This is a genomic window from Micromonospora sp. NPDC049529 (genome assembly GCF_055586685.1).
The window spans coordinates 206,189-229,279 of sequence record NZ_JBVJHT010000012.1; the positions used below are offsets into that span (position 1 = coordinate 206,189).

Sequence of the window (23,091 nt, forward strand, 5' to 3'; positions counted from 1 at the left end):
GTGTTCGTTCCTGCCTATCTGGCGACGGTCGGACGCCGGCGGGGGTGCATCGTCATCTCCATGCCGTACCGGGGTCGTAGCGTGATCGTGGCGTGCTGCACCACCCGGTGCGAGGGCAGGTGACGCAGTTCGTAGCGGGCGACGGTCGCGGCGAGCAGCAGTTGCGCCTCCATCAGCGCGAAGTGCCTGCCGATGCACAGGTGCGGACCGGCACCGAACGGCAGGTACGCGTACCGGTGCCAGCCCTTGCGGGCCGCCGGTTCGAACCGGTCGGGGTCGAAGCGCTCCGGGTCCGCCCAGTGGTCGGGGTGGCGCTGGATGTTGACGAGGTTGACCAGCACCCGCGCTCCGGCGGGCAGATGGTGCCCGCCCAGCGTGGTGTCGTGGTTGGCCAGTCGCGGCACGATCGGCGCCGACGGGTACAGCCGCATCGCCTCCTCGAAGACCCGAAGCGTGTACGGCAGCGCCGGCAGGTCCTCCAGCGTGGGGATACGCCCGTGCAGGACGCCGTCCACCTCCTCCTGCAACCGGCGCAGCACCCGCGGATGTTGGGAGAGCAGGTAGAACGTCCAGGTGAGGGTGATGGCGGTGGTCTCGTGGCCGGCGGCGAAGGTGGTGATGATCTCGTCGCGCAGCTCCCGGTCGGTCATCGCCTCGCCGGTGTCGGCGTCCCGGCAGGTCAGCAGCGCGTCCAGCAGGTCGGCGTCGCCGACACCGGCGGCGCGACGTTCACTGATCAGGCGGTACATCAGGTCGTCGATCGACGCCATCACCCGCCGGAACCGACGGTTGCCGGGTGTCGGCCAGGAGACCGGCGGGCTGAACGGGTTCTGTAGGCGCTGGAAGGCGTAGTTGACCGCGATGTCGACCGCGTGCGGGCCGATGGTGTCCAGGTCGTCGAGGACGTTGGTGCTGAACATGGCACGGCTGACGATGTCCAGGGTGACCCGCATCAGCTCCCTGTGCAGATCGAGCTGGTCGCCGGGGCGGTACTCGCGGGCCAGGTGGGCCAGCCACTCGTCGGTGCTGGCGCGCATGGTGTCGTACATTTCGGCGATCTTCGCCCGGGTGTAGAGCGGCTGCATCATCCGGCGGTTGCGCATCCAGCTGTCGTGGTCGGAGCTGGTGAGCAGGCCGGTGCCGAGCACCAGGCGCAACGGGTTGTCGGCGCCGAGCTTGCCGAAGCGGGCCGCGTCGGTCAGCGCCTCGCCGGCCAGTTCCGGGCTGGACACCCCGTAGACGGTGACCGGCCCGAGCCGGTACGCGACCAGGTCACCGTGCGCGTCGAAACCGGCCCGCATCGCGGCGAGGATGTCGGTCCGGAAGTCGTTGACGCTGCCGAGCAGCGGCAGCCCGCGTACGCCGGGCACCGGTAGCCCGCCGGTGCGGTGGGCGGCGTCGGCCCGTCTCCTGGCCGGGGCGGGCCCCGGTGGAGCCGCCGCCGTCATTTGCGGGCCGTCGCGCAGACCCAGCCCAACGATCGGGTGGGTTCGGCGATGAAGACGGCGTCGCGGAAGCCGGCCTCGGTGAGCATCCCGGTCAGGTCCGCGCCGGAGACGATGCGCAACCCCTCGCGCGCCGACCGTTCGGTGAACCGCCGGCCGAAGTAGCGCTGCACCAGGGACGGGGTGCCGGACGCCTCGCGGCTCATCTCCAGGGTCACCACCACCTGCCCGCCCGGTCGCAGTACCCGGTGGGCCTGGGCCAGCCCGTTGCGCGCGTCGGGCCAGAAGTAGAAGGTCTCGATGGCGCTCACCTGGTCGAAGGAGGCGTCGGGGAACGGCAGCGCCATCGCGTCACCGCGCAGGACCCGGACCCGCCCGGCGCGGACGGCCGCCCGGTTGCGTCTGGTCGCCAGCGTCACCATCTCGGGCGAGTAGTCCAGGCCGGTCACGGTGCCGCGTCGGGCCCTGGCCGCCATCAGTCCGACCGCCATGCCGCTGCCGCAGCCGATGTCGAGGACGTCGTCGGTGTCACCGATCGCCATCCGCTCGATGGTCCATTCGGTGAGCGTGCGGTGCTGGACGGTCATCAGGTGACCGATCAGCCGTCCGGCGAGCCCGGTGGGTTTCCTGAAGTTCTCCTCCACCAGTTCCAGCGGTTTGTGGATCATGCCCATCACAGCTTTCGTCACCCGTGGAATCCCCTCTCCGTCTGCTGTTACGCGCCCGCGCCGGCCGACCCTCGCGGCCGTCCGGTCATCGATCCGTGCGGTTGGCCGGTACGAGCCCCGGCCGGACCTCCGCCCGCGCCGCCAGCACCGCCAGGTACGCCTTGAGCAGGGGCCGGGCCGGGCCGTGCACCGGCAGCCAGGGCGCCCGCGAGCGGTGCCAGGGCAGGCCGGTGGCGCCGTCCGCCGCGTCGCCGAGCCGATCGGCCAGGTACGCGCCGGTGGCGACGCCCATCGCCAGTCCGTGGCCGCAGCAGCCACCGGCGAACCAGATCCCGTCGGCGATCCGGCCGACCACCGGCAGCCCGTCGGAGGTCAGCGAGATCCGCCCCGACCAGCGGTGCTCGACCGGTGTCTCGCGCAGCCGGGGATGCAGGGCACGCAGCCAGCCGGTCAGGAACGCCCAGGCCCGGTCCCGCGCCCGGGTGTCGACCCCGGCGCCCGGGGTCAGCACCGCCCGCCCGCCACCGACGACCAGCCGCCGGTCGGCCGTCATCCGGAAGTACGGCGCCATCTCGCCGGCCTCGACGACCGCCCAGTCGTCGAGCACCGGTTCGGCCAGCGGCGCGGTCGCCACCGCGTGCACCTGCATCGGCAGCAGCGTGCCGGGACTCGCCGCCGCCGGCAGTTCCAGCAGGTCCGCGTAGCCGTTGACGGCCAGCAGGACGCGTTCGGCGCGGATGACGGCGCCGGGAAGCTCCAGCCGGACCCGGTGCCGGTCCGGCACCACCCGCGACACCCGGCTGTCGCCGTGCAGCCGGGCGCCGGCCCTGGTCACGGCGGCGGCCAACCCTCCGGTCAGCGCCGCCGGGTCCAGTGTCGCCGCCGGCCGGTACGCGAGCCCGGCCCGCCAGCGCAGCGCCGATCCTGCGTCCGCCCCGCGACGGTAGGCGGGTCGCACGATCCCGTCCAGCTCAGCCGGGGACAGCGCCGGCACGTCGAGGCCGAGTTCCCGATAGGACCGGCCACGGCGCAGCAGGGTCCGGGCCGTCGCCGGGTCGCGGGCCACCACCGCCTGGGTACCGGTGCGCAACCCGCACTCGATGTCGAGCTCGGAGACCAGTTCCAGCGTACGGGTGACGGCGCGGGTGCTGACCTCGTGCATCAGCCGGGCGGTGGCGTCGCCGTACCGGCGGCGGGCCTTCTCGACCGGTGGTCCGACGCGGGGGCCGAGCAGGCCCGTGCCGTGACCGCTGGCGCCGGCGGCCGGGTGCGCCGCGTCGACCACGAGCACGTCGCACCCCGGTACGCGGGTGAGCAGGTGCAGGGCGGCGGAGAGGCCGACCAGGCCCGCGCCCACGATCACCACGTCGGCGGTGAGCTGCCCGACGAGCCGCTCGGCTCCCCGGTCGGTGGGGCCCGCGCGCCACGGTGTCGACGCCGTTCGGGAACCGGTCACGACGGCCACCCGGCCGCACTCCGCGGCAGCCGCCGCTCAGTCACGGCTGACCACGACGAGCGTGCCCGCCCCGTCCGGCTCCCCCGGCTGCGCGGCGGTCGGCACCGTCGGCTGTTCCTCCTCGTCGACCAGGTCGTAGTCGGCGAGCAGGCCGCGCAGGATGACGAGGATGTTGTCGCGCAGCGTCGACGCCGCGACCGGGTCGAGGATCGCCGCGAGGGAGGGCATCCCCAGGTCGAACTCGGCGTCGAAGACGATCCGGGAACCGTCGGGAGTCCGGGTGACCAGCCAGCGCCCACGGAACACCTCGAAGTCGCCGGTCAGCTGGACGAAGTCGATGGTGCGGGCCGCGTCGTCGAAGGTGTCGCGCTCGCTCCAGCAGAGCAGCCCGTTGCGGAAGTGCACCGTCCAGTCCGACACGACACTGCCGTCGGGCTCCGGTGGGTGCACGACAACCTGACGTACGGTGCTGGTCAGCTGCTCGTACCGGCCGAAGTCGCTGATCCGCTCGTAGGCGAACCGGGCCGGCAGCCCGGCCGCGTACACCGCGAGGGTGACCTGCCTCATCACGCGTACCTTTCTGTCGTGGTCTGGTCCATGCCTGCCGATCGGGAGTTGTCGGCGACCGCGTGCAGTGCCTCCCCGAACACCCGCACGAACAGCGCCAGCTCGTCGTCGTGCAGAACGGCGGGTGGGGTCAGGCGCAGCACCCGGGAGGCGTTGAGCGAGTGGTTGACCAGCACCCCGCGCTCCACCAGCGCCAGCACCAACTCGCCCAGGTGCTCCTGCCGGGCCAGCTCGACGCCGATCAGCAGGCCCCGGCCGCGTACCTGCGCCACGATGCCGCCGCCGTGGGTCGCGCACAGCTCCCGGACGTCGGCGAGCAGGCGCCGGCCCAGCCGGGCGGCGCGGGCCGGGATGTCCTCGTCCCGCAGCACCCGTACGGTGGCCAGCGCCGCCGCGCCGGCAAGCGGTGAGCCGCCGAAGGTCGAGGAGTGCAGGAACGGGTCACGGCCGAACGGCGCGTAGGTGCGCTCGCCGGCCAGCATCGCGGCGACCGGCACCACTCCCCCGCTGAGCCCCTTGCCGACCAGCAGCACGTCGGGAACGACGGCGGCGCCGTCGGGCCCCTGGGCGTCCACTCCCCACCAGGATCCGAGCCGGCCGAGCCCGGTCTGCACCTCGTCGACGATGAGGAACGCGCCGTGGGCGGCGCAGGTCCGGGCGAGGGAGTGCAGGTATCCCGGCGGTGGGACGACCACCCCGCCCTCGCCCTGCACCGGTTCGACGATCACGCAGGCCCGCTCGCCGCGTTCCGCGACCGCCTGCTCGATCGCGGCCAGGTCGCCGTAGGGCACGGCGACGACGTCGGGCAGCAGCGGCCGGAACGGGTCCTGGTAGAGCGGGTTCGCGGTGACGCTCAGCGCTCCCAGCGTCTTGCCGTGGAACCCGGACACCGTCGTGACCAGTGCCGTGTGCCCGTGCGCGCGGGCGAGTTTCAGCGCCGCCTCGGTGGCCTCCGTGCCGGAGTTCACGAAGTGCACCCGGTCCAGGCCCGGCGGCGCGATCCCGGCCAGTGCCTCGGCGGCCAGCGCGGTGACCGGCTCCAGGAAGGTACGCGTCGCCAGCGGATGGGTCCGCAGCTGGTTGCCCACCGCCTCGATCACGGTGGGGTGGCAGTGCCCCAGGATGAACACCCCGTAGCCGCCGAAGTCCAGGTAGCGGCGGCCGTCGGCGGCGTACACCCAGCAGCCCTCGGAGCGGACCTCCACCACGGCGCCCATCAGCCGGCCCAGCGCGGCCCGGCCGGTGCTCAGGTGCCGGCGGGTCCGGCCGATGACGTCGTCGGCGGCCCGCAGCCCGGCCGTCACCCGGCCGCCACCGGTGCGGCCAGGTCGGCGCGGACCACCGGCGACGGTACGGACGCCACGGCCCGGCCCAGCAGCCCGCTCCGCCGCGCCCAGTAGGTGATCGACGCCTCGAACGAGGCCAGCAGGGCCTCCTTGCCGATCGACCGGGCCTCGCCGAGCGCGGGCAGGTCGGTCGGTAACGGCTCCGGCGCCTGGAACAGCAGCATCAGGGTGATCAGGTCCTCGAACCTGCGGCGCATCGCCGGTGGCACCACGTCCGACAGCAGCGGCAGCAACAGCCGGTCGACGGCCTCGCTGGGGATCAGCCTGGGCGAGGCGTGCCGCAGCCCGCACCGCCGGGCCAGGTCGAGGCAGAGCCGGACCATCTCCGCGACCGTCAACGCCTGGGCGCCGGCGGTGAGCATGTACTGCCCGCCGGTCTGCCCACGGCGGACCAACCCGCCGACCGCCCGCGCCACCACGTCCTGCGGGATGGCGTCGATCAGCGAGGCCGCCTCGGCCGGGATCATCGGCGCGGTCCCGCGCACCACGGCCCGGATCGCCTTGTGGATGCCCTGGAAGGCCGACATCCGCCCGTCGCGGGAGTCGCCGATCACGATCGACGGCCGGACGATCGCCGCCGGATGGCCGCTCTCCCGGATCAGCCGCTCGGCGGTGATCTTCGACTCGACGTAGACCCGGGGGCCGGCGAACCGGCCGGTGTCGTCGGCCGGCATCGGCCGCTGCACGAAGGCCGTACTCACGTAGTACAGCGGCGCGTCGGCCCGCCGGGCGAACTCCAGCATCCGGGCCGTACCGTCCACGTTGGTCGCCAGCACCTCCTGCGCCGGCATCGTCCAGCTGGTCGCCGCGCCCGCGTGCAGGATCACGTCCACGCCGTCGGCCAACGCGGCCGATTGGTGCGGGGTCAGCCCGAGCCCCTCGGCACCGAGATCCCCGGTCACAGGCTGGATCCGGGGATCGTCGACGGATGCCCGGCGCAGCAGGCACACGATCCGGAAGTCGTCGGCGAACTCGTCGATGAATGCCCTGCCGAGCACTCCCGCGCCGCCGGTCAGCAGCATTGTCGGCCTGCCATCGGCCATCCTGGCCTCCCCTGTGGTTGTCGTACGCGTCGAGCGGTCAGGCGATGGTGAGCGGGCCGCCGGAGAGCTGGGCCGCCAGCGGGCCGGCCATCCGGGTACGGGACGGCGGGTGCAGGGTGAGGCCGTTGCCGGCGGCCGACAGGTAGGCCACCTCGTCGGAGCCGATGAACCGCATGCCGCCGAGCAGTTCGACAGCGTGCGGCGCGACCCGTGCGATGGTGTCCTGCGCGGCGTAGCGGACGTACAGCGACTCGGCCAGCGTGACGGAGTCGCGGCAGCCCTCGCCGAGCCGGCCGGCCACCGTCTCCACCGCCGCCATCGCCGCCTCGGTGTCGCCGACCAACCGGATCTTCTCCAGGTCCGGTACGCCGACCCGGTCGACCACCCGTTCGACCAGCGCGCTGACCGCGCCGAGATAGCTCGCGGTCATCAGCAGCTCGAACCAGAGGAAGCCGGCGATCTGCACCGCGTCGAGCGCCTGTCCGGGCGCGGTGTCGGTGCGTACGAGCAGTTCGTCGGGGACGAACACGTCGACGAGGTCGACCTGGTCGCTCTCCGCGCCGGCCAGGGCGAAGGTGTTCCAAAACGGGGTGACGCTCAGTCCGGGCGAGTCGGCGGGAATCATCGCCACCGCCAGCTGCTCGCCGGGGCCGTCCAGCCGGGGCACCAGCACACTGGCCGTGAGCAGGTCCATCGACCGGGAGAGGCTGCACGGTTTCTTGACGCCGCTGACGCGTACGCCGCCGTCGGCGGGAACCACCGTCATCGTCGGCGCCAGGATGCTCCGGTCCGGGTTGCCCTCGGCGAAGCCGGAGGCGATCAGTTTCGCCTCCCGGGCGATGCCCTCCATCAGCATCCACTCGAAACCGTTGCTGATCTCGCTGATCACCACCAGGCTGGCCATCGAGAAGTGGTGCATGGTGGTCGCCACGGCCAGCGACGGCGAACGGGAGCCGATGGCGCGCTGCACCCGTACGGCCTCGACCGGGGTCGCGCCGACACCGCCGTACTCGGTCGACACGAGCAGCCCGGGCCCGCCGGCGCGGCGGAAGGCCGGCAGGGCGGTGCCGCCCGGCTGTTCCAGCGCCCGCAGTGGCTGGCCGGCCAGGTATTCGTCGAGGCCGGGCAGGAGCTTGCCCAGCACCGCCCGCTCACGTTCCAGATAGCGCATGCCCGTCGAGCCCTCCGCTCATTCAGATCGAGTTGGTGACGCGCAGCAGCCGCCACACCGCCGCCGGCCGGGGTCGGCCGTGGAATGCCACGTACTCCGGCAGGACGGTGGCGACGCCCCATTTCTGCTTGTAGGCCAGCTGGGTGCGGGCCGGGTAGACCCGCTCGCCGTGGGTGGCCAGGAACCGGACGATCCGGTCGACCAGCGGGCTGGCGGAGTCGACCGCGTGCGCGGGGTCCAGTCCGGTGAACGGGGTGAAGCCCAGGTGCAGCCACCGGCAGCCGTCGGCGCGGAACGCCTCGATGGCGGCGGCGTTGAGGGCCTCCATCACCCCCGGCGGCGCGTCGGGGCGGCGGCGGGTGAGGTCGTGCAGCCAACCGGGCCGGTTGCCGTAGACGGGCGAGTAGCTGATGTAGCCGATCACCTGCCCGTCGATCCGGCCGACGAACAGCCGCTGGTCGGCCGCGTACGGGCCGAGGCGTTCGCCGATCAGGAAAGTGAGTTCCTTGCGGTGCGAACCCTTGCCGCGCAGCCAGGCCCGGTCGACCTCGGCCAGGGTGTCGGCGTGGTCGGCGGGTTGGACCTCGCAGACCTCCAGACCGCAGCGCCTGGCTCGGGAGATCTTGTTGCGCAGCTGCATGAACTTGCGGCCGCGCAGCGAGAAGCCGTCCACGGCGATGGCGTACGAGGCGCCGATCTGGTTGACGGTGAAGCCGTGCCGGGCGTACACCTCGGCGTCGGCGCGTTGCAGCTGGATGGCGACGATGCGGCGGCGCTGCCGGCCGGCGAAGTCGACGAACCCGCCCAGCAGCCGTTCGTAGTCCGGTGCCGTGGTGAACGCGCCACCGAACTGCACCAGGTGCCGGCCGGATCGCCGGTAGGCGATGACTCCGTCGGCGCCGTCGGCCCGGTAGTAGTCGTTGCCGCTGTTGAGGGCGAGGAAGCCGCTCGGGTTGTCGCTGTGCGCCTGGATGTCCTCACGCGTTGACGGCACGCACAGGCCCTTCCGCCGGGGTGGGCGCCGGTGTAACCGCCGGTGCGGCCGGTTCGACGCCGGCGAAGCGTCGTTCGAACTCGGCGAAGTGCGGGTCGGGGTGCGGCTCGAACGGGACCCCGAAGGGCTTCAGCGAGTTGCCGAACAACGCCCGGTCGCCCATCAGGTGGATCGGTACGGCCAGCAGCGCCCACTCCGGCCCCACCAGCAGGCACCATGCTCCGACCAGGAGGGCGTTGAAGGCCAGGCTGTGCATGGTGTTGTAGGCGACGTAGTAGCCGCGCGGGATACGGCCGTCGGCACTGCGTCGGAAGGCGATGGCACCGGGAATGTATCCGATGATGTCGATTACCAGGAAGAAACCGACAAAGACCGCCCACCTGATCTCCGTGATATGGATGACCGCAAACACGACCGCGATCACGAGCGCGACCAGCCATTCCAGCCTGGCCAGCTCGAATGTCGCTTTCGTCTCGAACCGATTGCGTGCGTCCACCGGCCCCACCCCCTGCCGCTAGCCATACGTTGTGCATGGTGTTACGCGGTCCGGCATTCACAACCCTCAGAAAATATCGGGTCGATTTCACCAGGCCCATTCAAAGGGCGAAACAGACATTAATCCTCGAATTCGCGCATAGGCCATTTCCCTGGGCAGCCCGAGTGATCTCTCACCAGTCCCTTGCCTGCTTTCCTCCGCTCTGGCATCGTGGGGCCTCAACGGTCGATAGACCGAGATCATTAATTCCGCATTTTCGCTGCACAAGGGGCCAACAGCCCTCGATAGCGGCACAAACTTGGACCCTCCCTCCTCAGGAGATGGTTTGCCATGTTGAAGCACAGCAGCGCAACAATCGCCTGGCATGAAGATTTCGCCACCAACCCCGTGAATGCGGATTTGAATGCCGTCCACCTGCGCTCTCCGGCCCACGATCAAAAAGAACTGGTGGTCCGGGTACCGGCCGAACCGGACAGCCGCCGGTGGGCCATCGTCCTGGGCTATCGCGATCACATCACCAGGTTGGTACGCAGCAGGTTGTGGAATCCGCAGGACGTCGACGACTGCGTACAGGAGGTGATCCTGCGGGCGGTGATGTTCCAACGCCTCGACGAGGAGCGGGCCGGTGCGTTCCTGACCACGGCGGCCCTGCGCCTGTGCGTCGACTACTACCGCGACCGCGACCGGCAGCGCCGGCTCCGGCTGCGGGTCGCCTACGCCGAGCGCTCCGCCGGACCGGAGGAGATCATCTGCGAGACCGACCTCGGGCACTGGATGTTGGCGCTGGTCCAGCAGCTCCAGGGGCGCGAACGCCAGGTCATGCTGGCCCGCGCCCAGGGCATGACCAACCGGCAGATCGCCGACCGCTACGGGCTGTCGGCCAAGTCCGTCGAGAGTGCCTTCACCCGTGGCCGGGCCCGCCTGCGCTCGCTCTACGAACGGTCGATGACCGACCCGATCCGGGACCAGCCCGACAGCTGTGCCTGACAGGAGTGGTTGATGTTCGCCGACGACATCCTGGCGGGCCTGTTCTCCGCCGACGGACGGGCCAACCCCTACCCGTACTACCGGCGCCTGCACGCCCTCGGCCCCGCCGCCCGGGTCACCCCGGGCCGGGTCGGACCGTTCGGCGCGGTGGTGCACGGGTACGACGCGGTCGAACGGCTGCTGCGCGACCACGCCACGTTCCTGGTCTCCGACAGCCACCATCTCGATCGCGGCGGGCAGGGCTGGCGGGAGCATCCCACGCTGACCACCCTGATGACCACGATCATGTTCACCAACGCACCCGACCACGGCCGGATGCGCAAGCTGTTCCACCAGGTGCTCACGGCGCGGCGGGTCACCCTGCTGGAACCGTCGATCGCCCGGATCATCGACAACCTGATGGACCGGATGGCAAAGAAGGCCGCCGACGACGTCGAGGTCGACTTCATCGCCGACTTCGCCTACCTGATGCCGACCAGCGTGGTCGGGGCACTGCTGGGCATCCCCGACAGCGACCTGGACTGGTTCCGGCCCAGGGTGCAGCAGATCGTCGACTACCTGGACCAGACCGCCAAATCGGCGGAGGTACTGGCCGCCACCGACGCGGTGACCCGCGAGATCCTGGCCTACTACGAGGAGATGATCGCGTCCCGGCGCGCGCACCCGCGCGACGACCTGGTCAGCACCCTCGTCCAGGTGCTCGACGCCGAGGACCACCGACTCAGCCTGCCCGAGGTGATCGCCAACCTGGTGCTGATGTTCAACGCGGGCTTCGTGACGACCATCAACATGCTCGGCAACGGGCTGCCGCTGCTGCTGGACCGCCCGGAACTGGCCCGGGGGATCCTGACCGATGCGGACCTGCTGGCGAACTGCGTCGACGAGATCATCCGGTACGACGCCTCGTTGCAGTACATCAGCCGGTGGGTGGTGCGCGACGCCGAGATCGAGGGGGTGCCCGTACCGGCGGGGTCGATGGTGTTGGTGCTGCTGGGCGCGGCCAACCGCGACCCGCTGCGCTATCCCGATCCGGACGCGTTCGACGTCCACCGGCCCGACGTGCAGTCGATCAGCTTCGGCGCCGGACCGCACTACTGCCTGGGCGCGGCGCTGGCCCGTACCGAGGGCCGGCTGGCCTTCCCCCGGCTGCTGCGCCGGTTCCCGCGACTGGCGATCGGTGCCGCCGAGCGCAACGACCAGTTGCTGCTGCGCGGGTACCGGGTGCTGCCGGTGACGCTGGGCTGACCACCGCGACGGCGTGGGAAAGACGCATCGGCTGTACGGGTGGCAGGGGGCGACGGACGGGCGCCGGACAGCGACCGCCCGGCGACGCGGGTCGGTGCGGGCGCGGCCGTAAAGGTTGCGTACCCGCACGATCCCGTCACCGAGAGGACCGACACCCATGCGCCCCATGTCGCATCGTCGACGAACCGTCAGCGTCCTGACCGTAGTGCCGCTGCTGGTCGCGGCACTGCTGACCGGACCGGCTTCGCCCGCGCAGGCCGCCACGACGCACTGCACGCAGCACTCGCTCAACGTGCGCACCAGCGACCCCGGCCCGGTGAACGCCGTCCTCTGGGGCGAACTGTGCTACCGGGGCGTCCGTCAGCCCCGTACGGTGCAGTTGCTGGTGCACGGCGCGGGCTACAACCACCACTACTTCGACATCGACCACGGCGGCGGCTTCTACTCGTACGTGAAGGCGGCGACCGTGGCCGGCTACGCCACCTTCAACGTCGACCGGATCGGCGCCGGCAACAGCAGCCACCCGGCGAGTCCACTGGTCAACATCGCCAACGGCGCGGTCGCCCTGCACGACACGATCACCGCCCTGCGCTCGGGCGCGGTGTCCGGAACCGGCTTCTCGAAGGTGATCTGGGTCGGCCACTCGTACGGCTCCGTCTACGGCTGGTCGGAGATCGCCCGCTACCACGACGTCGACGGGTTCATCAACACGGCCGCGCTGCACCTGTTCAACCAGCCGCACCTGGACACCAACGTCTTCCCGAACTTCTACGCCGCGTCCAGCGACCCGGCACTGGCCGGACTCGGCCTGGACCCCGGATACCTGACCTCGCGGCCGAACACCCGCGGGCTGCTGTACTACCACCCGAGCACGGCCACGACGGGAGCGCTCGCCGCCGACGAGGCGCACAAGGACGCGGTCACCTACACGCAGTTGCTGGACCTGTCGGCGATCGTGGCCCTGCCGCCGGAGCAGGCACTCACCCAGCAGATCACGGTGCCGACGCTGATCCTCAACGGTCAACAGGACCCGATGCACTGTGGTCCGGCGGCGATGGACTGCAGCAGCACCGAGGCCGTGCACGAGTTCGAGTCGCGGTACTACCCGCCGCAGGCCCGGATCAGGACCGTCCTCGTTCCCGGCACCGGCCACAACACCGTACTGAGCACCACCGCGCCGCTGTCCGCCGCGATCATGCTCGCCTGGTCGTACACCGTCGCGGCGCCCTGATCCGGAACGTTCCAGGCTCTCGCACCGCCGGGGCCGCGAACGGGGAGAACCCGTTCGCGGCCCGTACGGGCGGCGGTTCCGGTACGGCCCGCCGTTCTACCTGGGGCTGGTGGTCGCGGGTTGGGGTGGGGCCGGCGTCGGGGTCTCCGGCTCCGGTGGGGCGGGTGCGTCCGGGTCCTTCGCCGGGGCGGCGATGCCCCGCCAGCCCTCCCGGAACAACAGCGGGACCAGGCTGATCGCCAGGAAGATGACCGAGCCGGTCAGGATCGCGGGGTTGAGCCCGAGACCGTCGACCGACCAGCCGCCGAGCAGCCCACCGAGCGGGATGCCGACGAACGACAACGCCGCCGCCAGGCCGAACACCCGGGTCTGCAACGCCGTCGGCACCCGCTCGTACATCAACGCGCCGATGATCGGGTTGACCGCCGACATGGCCAGGCCGGCCAGGAAGGTCACCACCAGGACCAGGGTCAGGTTGTGGCTGACCCCCATCACGATGAACCGGGGCGCGCTCCCGATGATCAGCCCGATCACGAAGGTGGCGTAGCGCGGCACCTTCGTGGCCACCAGGACGAAGCCGATGCTGCCCAGGGTCGCACCGGCCGCGAACGCGCCTGCCACCAGGCCGAGCGCCGCCGGGGACCTCAGCACCTCGTTGACCCAGAGCGGGATCCAGACCCCGGCCGCCGCCTGGGTGAACAGGTTCGTGACGGTGGTCATCAGCACCAGCGCGAACAGCAGCCGGTCGGTGACCAGGTGCGCGAACCCGCCCCGGAGCGCGACGAAGTACGGCTCCTTGGCCGGCGGGGTGGCCGGTGTGCCGTCGGCGTTCGGCGCGGGCGGCTCCGGGGGCGGCGGCTTCACCCAGATGATCATCAACAGGGCGCAGATCCCGAACGTGGCGGCGTCGATCCAGATCGCCCCGGCCGCACCGAGCCAGTAGATCAGCAGGCCGCCGAGCGGCGCCCCGACCAGGCCCGCCGCCCGGGTGAAGCCCTCGTACAGCGCGGTCATCCGGACGATCGGGATGCCGGCGGCCTTGGCGATCGGCCGGTTGATGACGTTCTTCGAGCGGTCGCCGATCCCGCGCAGCCCGCCGGCGATCGCGACCAGCACGAGCAGTACGACGTAGTTCAGCTCGCTCCACGCCGCGATCGCCGCCATCGCGAACGTACTGCCGACGTTGGCGATGATGATGGTGCGGCGCAGCCCGATCCGGTCGGCCAGCGGCGCGGCCAGCACCCCGGTCACGACGTAGGGCAGCATCTCCGCGGCGGCGGCGATGCCCATCTTGGTGGGGCTGCCGGTGGTGACGAAGACCAGCCACGGGATGGCCAGCAGCGAGATCCGGCTGCCCAGCGACGACAGGGTGTCGGCGACCAGCAGCGCGATGTACGGGACCTTCGCCCTCATCCGCGGTCCCGGCCCACCGCCACGGCGACCTGATCAGTAAGAATCCCCTCGGGCAGGCTGTGCTCGGCCAGGTACGCGCTGCGCAGCGCCTTCTTGTCCACCTTGCCCGACCGGGTCAGCGGCAACGCGTCGACGAACTCCACCGTCTCGGGTGCGGCGGCCCTGATCAGGTTCTCGGCGACCAGCTCGCTGATCTCCGCGGCGGTGACCGCGGCCCGGTCGGCGGCGATGACGTACGCGCGCACCACCTGCCCGAGCCTGTCGTCCGGCACGCCGATGACCGCCGCCGAACGGACCTGCGGGTGGGTGGCGATGACGTCCTCCACCAGCCTGGAGTGGATCTTACGGGCGCCGAGGCCGGTGATGATCACGTCCTGGATCCGGTCGACCAGGTAGAGGTAGCCGTCGGCGTCGGCGTAGCCGAGGTCGCGGGTCCGGACCCAGCCGTCGACCATGGTCTGCGCGGTGAGCTCCGGCTGGTTCCAGTAACCGGCCATGTTGAGGTTGCTGTGGATCCAGATCTCGCCGATCTCGCCGGCCGGCAGCACGGTCTTCGCGTCCTCGGCGCGCACCTGGATCCGTACGTCGCCGTAGGCGGTGCCGACCGAGCCGACCCGCTCGGGGTGCTCGGGGTCGACCCGCAGACCCGGCTGGGTGGTGATCATCGTGGACTCGCTGAGCCCGTAGATGATCCGCAACACCGGCCCGAACCGCTCGATGCCCTCGCGCAGCCGGGTCGGGGTGGCCCCCGCGCCGCCGATGTTGAACATGAACAGGCTGGACGTGTCCGCCGTCGCCGTCGCCGGGTGGTCGAGCAGTTGGTAGAACATGGCCGGCGAGACGAACGTACCGTTGATCTTCTCGCGCTCGATGGTGTCCAGGAACTGCTCGGGGTCCCAGGTCTCGCCGAGCACCACCAACCCACCCCCGAAGATCACCAGGAACGCGGTCATCTGACCGCTGACCGCCCAGAACGGCGAGATCGAGTACTGCCGCAGCGTCGGCAGCCCCGAGTCGCGGTAGGCCACAGCCAGCGCCTGGGCCTGGGCGAAGAAGCTGTTGCGATGGTGTACGAGCTTCGGCGTACCCGTGGTGCCGCTGGTCTGGAAGACCGACTCCGGCTCGGTGACCACGTCGCCGCGCTCCAGCGGCGCGGCGTCGGCCGGCAGCGGCGCGAGCAGGTCCGGCCCGACCCCGCCGGCTCCGAAGCAGAGCGTCGGCACCAGCGGGTTGATGGCGCTCAGGTCACGGCCGTTGTCGGCGTGGCTGCGGTGGTCGTAGATCAGCACGTCCGACTCGGCGAGCAGCCGCACGTACTCCTCGAACAGGCGCCGGGGATTGCCCGGCATGATCCAGATGGTGCGGCAGCCGAGCAGGTGCAGGGCCAGCTGCGCGATCGGCGCCTCGGGCGGGTTGCCGAGCATCATCAGCACGGCGCTGCCCGGACGCACCCCGTGGTGGCGAAGCTTGGTGGCGAGCTCCACGACAGCGGCTCCGAGCTCGGCATAGGTGAACCGGCGCTCCCCGCCGACCAGCGCCTCGCGGTCGCCGTACCCGGTGAACAGTTCCAGACCCCGCGCGACGTAGTTTTCCGGGATAGGCGAGCCTTTGTCCATATTCACTCCTCGGTCGGCCGTGACAGTCGAAAACGTCCGCAAAGGCGTCGTGCCGTGGCGGTCGCAATATCTATACGGCCGACGGCCCCGCTCACCCTCACCACAGTTTTTCGACAAAAATCATCGCTTCCCAGTGGACCGAGAAATGCTTTATATTGCCCGCAACGGATGGAGGTGAATATGCCCAAGATCGTGGTCAGCGACGCGCAGTTCGTGGTCAGCGACGCCCAGTTCGTCGTCGCGGAGTAATCGCGACGGTCGCCCGCGTTGACGGGGCGACCGGGACAGTATCGAGACCTCCGGCGGAATGATGCTCCGAACACCATTCCGCCGGAGGCGGTACATGCTGCGCGAACCGGCCGGTCGGCCCGCGCGCGGCGGCGCCCAGTCGCCGGGACGGGCGGTCAGACGGCTCGGGTCAACCGGCGCGGCCGGGGCACCTGCTCGCCGGTACAGTTGGGACAGATCCCCCCGAGCTCCGCACTGCACGCCGGACAGAATGTGCACTCGAAACTGCAAATCATCGCCGGCCCGTCAGCGGGCAGCGGAGCGTCGCACCGCTCGCACACCGTACGCATCTCAAGTGCCATGGATCGATGTTATCGGTTGTGACAGGTATGACAATCGGCAGCGCGGACACCACGACGCGGTGGTGCGGCGCTACCCGGCGATGTGGTCCGTGGCGACGACGACCAGTGCCACCCCGACCACCAGGTCGACCACCCCGCAGAACTCCGACCAGTGCCGGTCCACCACCCGGTCCACCACGAAGTGGTACGCGTCCCAGGCCCCGTGCGCCAGGAAACCGACCCCGGCCAGCAGGCCACCCAGGCCCGGCCGCGCCGCCGCACACAGCAGCGTGACCGCACCGAAGCCGACCATGCCGGCGGTCTGCACCGAGAACGTACCGACCTCGGTGAACCGGCGCCGCGCCACCGCCCACAGCCACAGCGGCAGCAGCACGACGGTCATCCCGACGCCCGGATCGAGCTGCGGCACCGCCGTCCGGTGCAGCACGTGCAGCACCGACACCAGGGCACTCAACACCACGAAGGCCAGCCACGCCGTCCGCGGCCGACCGATCGCGTACGCGACCAGGTAGATCCCCGCCATCGTGGCGACCGCCGGGCCGAACACTCCCGCCTCGCCCACCGGCAGCGCGATCACCGCGACGGCACCCACGGCGACCACGAGCGCCAACCCGGTCGGCCAACGATCGGTAACCCTCGCCCGCCTCGGCAACGCCGCACCAGTCATGGCGCCGATCCTCGCCGACAACCCCGGCCACCGACCCGGCACGGCCACGGGCATGTCCGGATTCCTGGGCGGTGGTTCCGGAAACCTGGCCCCGGCCGCCGCTGACGACGAACGCGGGCGCCGGGCCGCTACCGGACCGGCGTGTGCTCGATCCGGTAGCGCGACGGTGGCACACCGTACCGGTCGAGGAACGCCTGCCGAAGGGTCTCCGTCGAGCCCAGGCCGCACCGTCGCGCCACCGCGCCCAGCGGCAACCCGGTCGACACCAGCAACTGCGCGGCGGCCTCCGTCCGTACCCGACGCACGTGCCGGGCCGGTGTCTGCCCGACGTGGGTCCGGAACAGCCGGGACAGGTGCCGCTCGCTCACCCCGGCCAGCCGGGCCAGCGTCCCGGTGCCGAGATCGTCGGCGAGATGGCTCACGATGTACTCGCCGGTCCGGCGGACCAGGAGATCGTCGGTGGGGCGGCGGGCGACGAACATGCTCAGCTGCGACTGGTCACCGGGTCGTTGCAGGTAGGCGACGGTACCCAGCGCGACACCGTGCGCCAGCGCCACCCCGTGATCCTCCTCGATGAAGGCCAGGGTCAGGTCCAGTGCGCTGGTGACGCCGCCGGAGGTGGCGATGGTGCCGTCGCGGACGTAGATCGGCTCGGGATCGACCAGCACGTCGGGATAACGCTCCGCCAGTCGCTCGGCGTACATCCAGTGGGTGGTGGCGCGGCGGCCGCTGAGCAGACCGGCCGCCGCCAGCACGGTGGACCCGGTGCAGACCGAGGCGACGCGACGGGCCAGCGTGGCCAGTCGTCGGACGTGGCCGACCAGGCGCGGGTCGGCGGCGGCCCGTTCGTGGCCGAGCCCGCCGGAGACCAGCAGGGTGTCCAGCGGTCCGGTGAACCGCTCCAGCGCCGTCTCCGCCTCCAGCCGCAACCCGGAGTCACAGGCGATGCCGCGTCTGCCGGGCGAGGCGAGGACCACCCGGTACGGCGGGTTCGCGCCGATGCGGTTGGCGATGTCCAGACTGGAGGTGACGCAGGCGATGTCGATCAGCTCCGCCCCGTCGTAGCCCACGACCAGGATCGTCCGTTCCGGCATGGCTCCCACGCTAGTCGCGACCCGACACCGGTACGGTGACCGGCCCGGTTGCGACGTTGGACGGATCATGTCCGCCGAACTTCCGTCAGCTGTCCGGTGTCGCCGATCGAGGCCGACGGATAGCGTCGGTCGACCTTGGATCGATGTCGGGGAATCGCAGCGGAGGTCGGTGCGTCGGGCCACGGCGTGGTTCGGTCGGCTGCCCAGCACCCTTCCCGGGTCGCAACACCCAGGTTCCGCGCGAGGCGTGGTCGAGTGCCGGACGTCGTACCGGCACCTGAGAGGTGAGGTGAAGCTTGTGAGACGGTGGAGAACAACTCTCGCGGTGGTGAGTCTGGCAGCCGGTCTGCTGGTCGCCGGGCCCGTCCCGGCGGCGCTGGGCCAGGAGGCGGCCCCGCTGCCGGCACCGAAGGTCCATCCGATCCAGGTCACCGGCCCGACCACCGAACGACTCAACCTGATCATCCTGGGTGACGGCTACCAGGCGGACCAGCAGAGCCTCTTCTTCGGCGACGTCGACCGCAACCTCGCGGTCATGTGGGCCACCGAGCCGTTCCGGACCTACCGCGACTACATCAACGTCTACGCCGTCGAACTCGCCTCGATCGACCACGGCGTCCGCTGCGACCCGGACGGGCGGGTCCGCAGCCCCGACGGCACGATCCGGGACACCGGCGAGCGCGAGGGACCGATCGACACGAAGAACACCGCCCTGCGGATGATCTACCAGGACGGTTGTCGGGACCCGCTGGCGCGGGGCACCGTGTACGGCGGCGCGCCGGTCAACTGCCAGAGCTACGCCGCCTACTACCCGCCGGGGGTGAACCCGTGCGAGACCGGCAACCAGGCGTACAACCGCATCATGGACACGTACGTGGCCCCGGTGCTCGGCATCCCGCGTACGTCGCAGAACGTGCAGTCGCTGGCGATCTTCAACACGTTCACCTACGGCGGCATCGGCGGCACGAACGCCACCACCTCCGGCGGCTCGCCGCAGGGCCCGCTGATCTCCCTGCACGAACTGGGCCACTCGCTCGGCACCCTGGCCGACGAGTACCCGTACAGCTCCCGTGACGTGGTCCGCGACTGCTACACCGGCAACGAGCCGGGCAGCTTCCACCACACCGTCTACACCGACGAGCAGAAGATGACCGCCGACCAGCACAAGTGGTTCCGCTGGCTCGGCGAGGAGAGCCTCTCCGGCGGCACGATCGGGCTGCACGAGGGCGGCGGGTCGTACCCGTGCGGCCAGCGCCGCCCGAGCGAGCACTCGATGATGCGCTGGATCGGGTTCGACCTGGACCAGATCGGCCGGGAGAACATGGTCGCCCGGATCACCGGCATGCGCAACGCCGGCCAGATGAACCTGCGGCAGACGCCGCTCGGGACCGTACCCCGCGACGGGGTGCTCTGGGTCGAGACCGGCCAGCCGCGCTACCACGAGCTGAAGGTCACCTGGCGGGTCGGCGGGCCGGACGGCACCGTGCTCGACACGCACAACAGCCGCAGCCTCGACCTGGGCTCGCTGAACCTGCCCGCGGGCACGGTCGTGCACGTCGAGGTACGCGACCCGGTGGGACCCGACGGCACCGACTGGGTACGCAACCCGTCGACCAACAACACCGCCTCGGACTCCGGCTACAACGGTCCCCGGTTCGTCCAGACCCGGCAGTGGGTGGTCGGCGACACGACCGTGACCCCGTCGGCGCCCGCCGCCGAGATCACCTCCGCGACGATCGCCACCCAACCGGTCGCCGGTGACGAGATCGTGTTCGTGGAGACGAACCACCCGACCGACCGGATCCTCGACGTGGCCTGGTCGCTCGACGGGAAGGCGGTGCCGAACCCGCACAACGGCCGGACCCTGGACCTCGGCGCGCTGAACCTGTCGGCCGGCACCCACAGGCTGGTCGCCACGGTCACCGACCCGGCCGCACCGGGGGTGTCTGACCGGGCGGAGTGGACGGTCGACCACGCTCTGCCGACCGCGCCGCGCACCCTGTCGGCACCGTTGACCACGCTGCCCGGCAACCTGGAACACCCGGTCTACTTCGACGGCTGGGACATGTGGCTGGACCCGCGCGACGACCAGACCGGATACGCCGAGCAGCGGTACGTCGTCGGCCAGCTCCGCCTGGACAACGACGGCTGGTTCAACTACTTCGGCTTCCCCGAGCAGCCGATGCCCGCCTCCCCGTTCCAGTTCCGGCACTCCGGGACGAACGTGAAGGCGCTGACGTACGGCAACCTCGGCACGGGCGGGCTGTCCCGGGCCACGTTCGAGCAGACGTTGCCGGACGACCACCCCAGCGGCGGGTTCGTCCCGGGCTTCGGCACGCACCTGGTCGAGCACCGGGCGATCGACCCGGCCGGCAACGTCGGCGCGGCCGAGAGCTACCGGGCCACCGTGCTGCCGGGCTCCTCGCCGACCTGCACCGCGACGCTGACCGGCCGCCAGTCGCGGGTGGTCGTCGAGCAGGGCGTGACCTGCCTGACCAACGCGCAGGTGAACGGGTCGGTGACCGTACGTGCCGGCGCCTCGCTGGTGGTGCGGGACAGCTCGATCAACGGGAACCTGGTGTCCGCCGGGGCGGCGGCGGTGCAGATGTTCGGTTCGAGCCTGAACGGCGCGGCCCAGATCACCGGCACCACCCGTGACCTGACCGTCGCCGGCAGCACGTTCAACGGGGCGCTCGCGCTTTCCGGCAACACCCAGGTCTCGGCGAACGAACGGTACAGCCGGCTCGCCGGTGCGTACGGTCCGGTGCTGGTGGGCAACCGGTTCAACGGTGCGCTGAGCTGCTCGGGCAACAGCGCGCCGGTGAAGGACTTCGGCGCGCCGAACAAGGTGAACGGCTCGAAGAGCGGCGACTGCGCGAAGCTCTGAGCAGCGCCGTCCGGTGACGGGTGGTGGGTCGGCTCCGGGCCGACCCACCACCCGCTCCGTTTCCGGTACGAGTACGCCGGGGCCCCTCGACCGGTCCGTCCGGAGCCGGCCGTCCCGGAACCCGGGCCGGGGTGGGTCAGGCATCCGGTGCGAGTCGGACGAGCTCGTCGACGGTGCCCGACATGATCACTCGCAGGTGTGCGGTGATGTGCTCGGCGGGCCAGTCCCACCAGGCAACTTCGAGGAGGCGGGCGATGTCGTCGCTGTCGTAGCGGCGGCGCAGCAGTCTGGCCGGGTTGCCGCCGACGATGCCGTAGTCGGGGACGTCGTCGACGACAACGGCGCCGGAGGCGACGACCGCGCCGTGCCCGATGCGTACGCCGGGCATCACCATCGCGTGGTATCCCAACCAGACATCGTTTCCGACGATCGTGTCACCGCGTGCGGGCAGGCCGGTGAGCAGGTCGAAGTGCGCGGCCCAGGATCCGCCCATGATGGGAAACGGAAAGGTGGAGGGGCCGTCCATGCGATGGTTGGCGCCGTTCATGACGAACCGCACCCCGGTCCCCAGCGCGCAGAACTTACCGATGACCAGCCGCTCCGGACCGTAGTGGTACAGCACGTTGCGGGTCGCGAAAGCGGTCGGCTCGTCGGGGTCGTCGTAGTAGGTGTACTCCCCCACCTCGATCAGTTCGGAGGACACCAGCGGCTTCAGCAACACCACGCGCGGCTGCTCGGGAATCGGATGGAGAACTGTCGGGTCAGCGGGGACCTGGTTCACGGAAGCGGCTCTCAGCTCGGGAACGGCCGACGATCCATCCTATTCCGGGACGGTCCGGTCGCGGGCCGACCGGGTGGCGACATGTCGTCGGCGCCTTCCTCCGACCGGCCGTCCGGCCGGCCGGACGTGGTGCCCGCGAGCAGGAGGTGCCCGTGCGACGTCCACGCGACCGTGGTGGGCGTAGCGCACGAGCGGTCGGTCCAGCGCGACCGAGCCGGCCCATCACACCTGAGGAGACACGATGGCATTCGCCAGCGCCCCACCGGCCCCGCGTCCGAGCGGCCGGCACATGGAGGAAGCGTACGGCCACCCGACCAGGCGCAGCGTGTTGGCGGGCGCCGGAGCGGTCGGAGCGGGCGCCCTGTTCGGCAATCGCGGCTCCGACGGATCGCCGGCCCCCGGATCCCGTACCGTCGACCGTCCGCTCGGCGGGGGCGGCGTGATCACCCGTACCGTCGGACGCAGCGGTCAACGGCTCCCCGCGATCGGTCTGGGCACCTTCATGACGTTCGACAAGTTGCCCGGCGCCCGGCGCGGTCACCTCCGGGAGGTGATGAAGCGGTACTGGGAGCAGGGCGGACGGGTGGTCGACACCTCGCCGCTGTACGGCGGCTCCGAACTGTCGGTCGGTGACTTCGCCACCGAACTCGGTATCACCAACGAGATGTTCCTGACCAACAAGAGCTGGTCCACCGGCGAGTACCTCAGCGACCGCAGCCACATGGTGAGCCAGTTCGAGACGTCGAAGACCCGGTTGTGGCGCGAGAAGATCGACCTGTTGCAGGTGCACAACCTGGTCAACGCCGAGGCCGCCGTGCCCGTCCTGCGGCAGTGGCGGGACGAGGGGAAGATCCGGTACGTCGGCGTCAGCCACCACGCGACCCAGTACTACCCGGCGATCGAAGTCCTGATGCGCACCTTCGACATCGACTTCGTCCAGGTCCGATACTCCATCGCCACCCGGCACGCGGCGGAGCGGATCCTGCCCCTCGCCGCCGAGCGTGGCATCGGCGTCATCGTCAACATGTCGATGGAGAAGGGGCGCCTGCACAAGCTCGTCGAGGGTCACCGGGTGCCGGGTTGGGCCGGCGAGTTCGGTGCCACCACCTGGGCCCAGTTCTTCCTGAAGTACGTCCTGGCCGACCCGAACGTCACGGTCGTGCTCCAGTGCACCGGGGACCCCCGGCACCTCGACGAGAACATGGGGGTCCTGCGCGGTCCGCTGCCGACCGAGACGCAACGCAGGGCGATGGTGTCCCACCTGGAGACCGTGTTCGGGGACCGGTTCGCGCAGTTGGACGGCACACCGTGGTACCCCGGCAAGACCTTCGACGGGTACGTCAGGCTCTAGCCGATCCCGACCGGGTCGGCCTCCGGCATGGGCTCGGCGCCGG

General features: G+C 70.9%; 20 protein-coding genes. 5 read left to right on the top strand and 15 right to left on the bottom strand.

Annotated features, from left to right (window positions below; genetic code table 11):
• Positions 1 to 14: 14 nt before the first annotated feature.
• The 9 genes from ACZ6QQ_RS22645 to ACZ6QQ_RS22685 form a co-directional block, all read right to left on the bottom strand.
• Entirely contained in the window at positions 15 to 1,448 is a 1,434-nt protein-coding gene (locus ACZ6QQ_RS22645) for a cytochrome P450 (RefSeq protein ID WP_465878789.1), read from the bottom strand.
• Positions 1,445 to 2,134 carry a class I SAM-dependent methyltransferase gene (locus ACZ6QQ_RS22650; protein WP_465878791.1) on the bottom strand — a complete coding sequence of 230 codons (690 nt, stop codon included), beginning with the start codon at positions 2,132 to 2,134 and terminating at the stop codon, positions 1,445 to 1,447. The genes ACZ6QQ_RS22645 and ACZ6QQ_RS22650 overlap by 4 nt, the downstream gene beginning before the upstream one ends.
• A gap of 64 nt (positions 2,135 to 2,198) precedes the next feature.
• Positions 2,199 to 3,569, bottom strand: coding sequence for an NAD(P)/FAD-dependent oxidoreductase (locus tag ACZ6QQ_RS22655; RefSeq protein ID WP_465878793.1), 1,371 nt, complete (start codon positions 3,567 to 3,569; stop codon positions 2,199 to 2,201).
• 36 nt (positions 3,570 to 3,605) lie between these two features.
• Positions 3,606 to 4,136 (bottom strand): SRPBCC family protein, encoded by a 531-nt coding sequence (locus tag ACZ6QQ_RS22660; protein ID WP_465878794.1) that lies wholly within the window; start codon positions 4,134 to 4,136, stop codon positions 3,606 to 3,608.
• Complete coding sequence (locus ACZ6QQ_RS22665; RefSeq protein WP_465878796.1) at positions 4,136 to 5,440, bottom strand: aspartate aminotransferase family protein; 1,305 nt, start codon at positions 5,438 to 5,440, stop codon at positions 4,136 to 4,138. The genes ACZ6QQ_RS22660 and ACZ6QQ_RS22665 overlap by 1 nt, the downstream gene beginning before the upstream one ends.
• A complete protein-coding gene (locus ACZ6QQ_RS22670) occupies positions 5,437 to 6,525 on the bottom strand; it encodes an SDR family oxidoreductase (RefSeq protein WP_465878797.1) in 1,089 nt (362 codons plus the stop codon). Before ACZ6QQ_RS22670 ends, ACZ6QQ_RS22665 begins: the two co-directional genes overlap by 4 nt.
• Before the next feature lie 37 nt (positions 6,526 to 6,562).
• Positions 6,563 to 7,696, bottom strand: coding sequence for an acyl-CoA dehydrogenase family protein (locus tag ACZ6QQ_RS22675; RefSeq protein ID WP_465878798.1), 1,134 nt, complete (start codon positions 7,694 to 7,696; stop codon positions 6,563 to 6,565).
• A 22-nt stretch (positions 7,697 to 7,718) separates the two neighbouring features.
• A complete protein-coding gene (locus ACZ6QQ_RS22680) occupies positions 7,719 to 8,690 on the bottom strand; it encodes a bifunctional lysylphosphatidylglycerol flippase/synthetase MprF (RefSeq protein ID WP_465878800.1) in 972 nt (323 codons plus the stop codon).
• Positions 8,674 to 9,195, bottom strand: coding sequence for a hypothetical protein (locus ACZ6QQ_RS22685; protein ID WP_465878801.1), 522 nt, complete (start codon positions 9,193 to 9,195; stop codon positions 8,674 to 8,676). The genes ACZ6QQ_RS22680 and ACZ6QQ_RS22685 overlap by 17 nt, the downstream gene beginning before the upstream one ends.
• Before the next feature lie 438 nt (positions 9,196 to 9,633).
• Between ACZ6QQ_RS22685 and ACZ6QQ_RS22690 the strand changes: the two genes are divergently transcribed.
• From ACZ6QQ_RS22690 to ACZ6QQ_RS22700, 3 genes are all read left to right on the top strand, one after another.
• Positions 9,634 to 10,173 carry an RNA polymerase sigma factor gene (locus ACZ6QQ_RS22690; RefSeq protein ID WP_465878802.1) on the top strand — a complete coding sequence of 180 codons (540 nt, stop codon included), beginning with the start codon at positions 9,634 to 9,636 and terminating at the stop codon, positions 10,171 to 10,173.
• A 12-nt stretch (positions 10,174 to 10,185) separates the two neighbouring features.
• On the top strand, positions 10,186 to 11,418 hold the full coding sequence (locus ACZ6QQ_RS22695; protein ID WP_465878803.1) for a cytochrome P450: 1,233 nt from the start codon (positions 10,186 to 10,188) through the stop codon (positions 11,416 to 11,418).
• Positions 11,419 to 11,584: 166 nt separating this feature from the next.
• Entirely contained in the window at positions 11,585 to 12,649 is a 1,065-nt protein-coding gene (locus ACZ6QQ_RS22700; RefSeq protein ID WP_465878805.1) for an alpha/beta hydrolase, read from the top strand.
• 96 nt (positions 12,650 to 12,745) lie between these two features.
• Here ACZ6QQ_RS22700 and ACZ6QQ_RS22705 read toward each other — a convergent pair whose 3' ends face one another.
• The 5 genes from ACZ6QQ_RS22705 to ACZ6QQ_RS22725 all read right to left on the bottom strand — a co-directional run bounded on the left by ACZ6QQ_RS22705 (position 12,746) and on the right by ACZ6QQ_RS22725 (position 18,029).
• Complete coding sequence (locus tag ACZ6QQ_RS22705) at positions 12,746 to 14,062, bottom strand: MFS transporter (protein WP_465878807.1); 1,317 nt, start codon at positions 14,060 to 14,062, stop codon at positions 12,746 to 12,748.
• Positions 14,059 to 15,678, bottom strand: a complete 1,620-nt coding sequence (locus ACZ6QQ_RS22710) for a class I adenylate-forming enzyme family protein (protein ID WP_465878808.1) — start codon at positions 15,676 to 15,678, stop codon at positions 14,059 to 14,061. Before ACZ6QQ_RS22710 ends, ACZ6QQ_RS22705 begins: the two co-directional genes overlap by 4 nt.
• A gap of 404 nt (positions 15,679 to 16,082) precedes the next feature.
• On the bottom strand, positions 16,083 to 16,268 hold the full coding sequence (locus ACZ6QQ_RS22715; protein ID WP_465878809.1) for a DUF1272 domain-containing protein: 186 nt from the start codon (positions 16,266 to 16,268) through the stop codon (positions 16,083 to 16,085).
• 70 nt (positions 16,269 to 16,338) lie between these two features.
• Positions 16,339 to 16,935, bottom strand: a complete 597-nt coding sequence (locus ACZ6QQ_RS22720) for a hypothetical protein (RefSeq protein ID WP_465878810.1) — start codon at positions 16,933 to 16,935, stop codon at positions 16,339 to 16,341.
• A gap of 128 nt (positions 16,936 to 17,063) precedes the next feature.
• Complete coding sequence (locus ACZ6QQ_RS22725) at positions 17,064 to 18,029, bottom strand: GlxA family transcriptional regulator (protein WP_465878812.1); 966 nt, start codon at positions 18,027 to 18,029, stop codon at positions 17,064 to 17,066.
• A gap of 328 nt (positions 18,030 to 18,357) precedes the next feature.
• Between ACZ6QQ_RS22725 and ACZ6QQ_RS22730 the strand changes: the two genes are divergently transcribed.
• Complete coding sequence (locus ACZ6QQ_RS22730; RefSeq protein WP_465878814.1) at positions 18,358 to 20,916, top strand: M64 family metallopeptidase; 2,559 nt, start codon at positions 18,358 to 18,360, stop codon at positions 20,914 to 20,916.
• Positions 20,917 to 21,052: 136 nt separating this feature from the next.
• Here the strand turns inward: ACZ6QQ_RS22730 and ACZ6QQ_RS22735 are convergent, their stop codons facing one another.
• Positions 21,053 to 21,697, bottom strand: a complete 645-nt coding sequence (locus ACZ6QQ_RS22735) for a CatB-related O-acetyltransferase (RefSeq protein ID WP_465878816.1) — start codon at positions 21,695 to 21,697, stop codon at positions 21,053 to 21,055.
• Between the two features lie 241 nt (positions 21,698 to 21,938).
• Between ACZ6QQ_RS22735 and ACZ6QQ_RS22740 the strand changes: the two genes are divergently transcribed.
• On the top strand, positions 21,939 to 23,048 hold the full coding sequence (locus tag ACZ6QQ_RS22740) for an aldo/keto reductase (RefSeq protein WP_465878818.1): 1,110 nt from the start codon (positions 21,939 to 21,941) through the stop codon (positions 23,046 to 23,048).
• The last annotated feature ends 43 nt before the right edge of the window (positions 23,049 to 23,091 follow it).

What these genes read in the sequence shown, in the direction of transcription:
- ACZ6QQ_RS22705 (WP_465878807.1), bottom strand. Translation starts at nt 14,062, where the DNA reads ATGAGGGCGAAGGTCCCGTACATCGCGCTGCTGGTCGCCGACACCCTG.
- ACZ6QQ_RS22715 (WP_465878809.1), bottom strand. Translation starts at nt 16,268, where the DNA reads ATGGCACTTGAGATGCGTACGGTGTGCGAGCGGTGCGACGCTCCGCTG.
- ACZ6QQ_RS22695 (WP_465878803.1), top strand. Translation starts at nt 10,186, where the DNA reads ATGTTCGCCGACGACATCCTGGCGGGCCTGTTCTCCGCCGACGGACGG.
- ACZ6QQ_RS22710 (WP_465878808.1), bottom strand. Translation starts at nt 15,678, where the DNA reads ATGGACAAAGGCTCGCCTATCCCGGAAAACTACGTCGCGCGGGGTCTG.
- ACZ6QQ_RS22740 (WP_465878818.1), top strand. Translation starts at nt 21,939, where the DNA reads ATGGCATTCGCCAGCGCCCCACCGGCCCCGCGTCCGAGCGGCCGGCAC.
- ACZ6QQ_RS22720 (WP_465878810.1), bottom strand. Translation starts at nt 16,935, where the DNA reads ATGACTGGTGCGGCGTTGCCGAGGCGGGCGAGGGTTACCGATCGTTGG.
- ACZ6QQ_RS22725 (WP_465878812.1), bottom strand. Translation starts at nt 18,029, where the DNA reads ATGCCGGAACGGACGATCCTGGTCGTGGGCTACGACGGGGCGGAGCTG.
- ACZ6QQ_RS22670 (WP_465878797.1), bottom strand. Translation starts at nt 6,525, where the DNA reads ATGGCCGATGGCAGGCCGACAATGCTGCTGACCGGCGGCGCGGGAGTG.
- ACZ6QQ_RS22675 (WP_465878798.1), bottom strand. Translation starts at nt 7,696, where the DNA reads ATGCGCTATCTGGAACGTGAGCGGGCGGTGCTGGGCAAGCTCCTGCCC.
- ACZ6QQ_RS22645 (WP_465878789.1), bottom strand. Translation starts at nt 1,448, where the DNA reads ATGACGGCGGCGGCTCCACCGGGGCCCGCCCCGGCCAGGAGACGGGCC.
- ACZ6QQ_RS22660 (WP_465878794.1), bottom strand. Translation starts at nt 4,136, where the DNA reads ATGAGGCAGGTCACCCTCGCGGTGTACGCGGCCGGGCTGCCGGCCCGG.
- ACZ6QQ_RS22700 (WP_465878805.1), top strand. Translation starts at nt 11,585, where the DNA reads ATGTCGCATCGTCGACGAACCGTCAGCGTCCTGACCGTAGTGCCGCTG.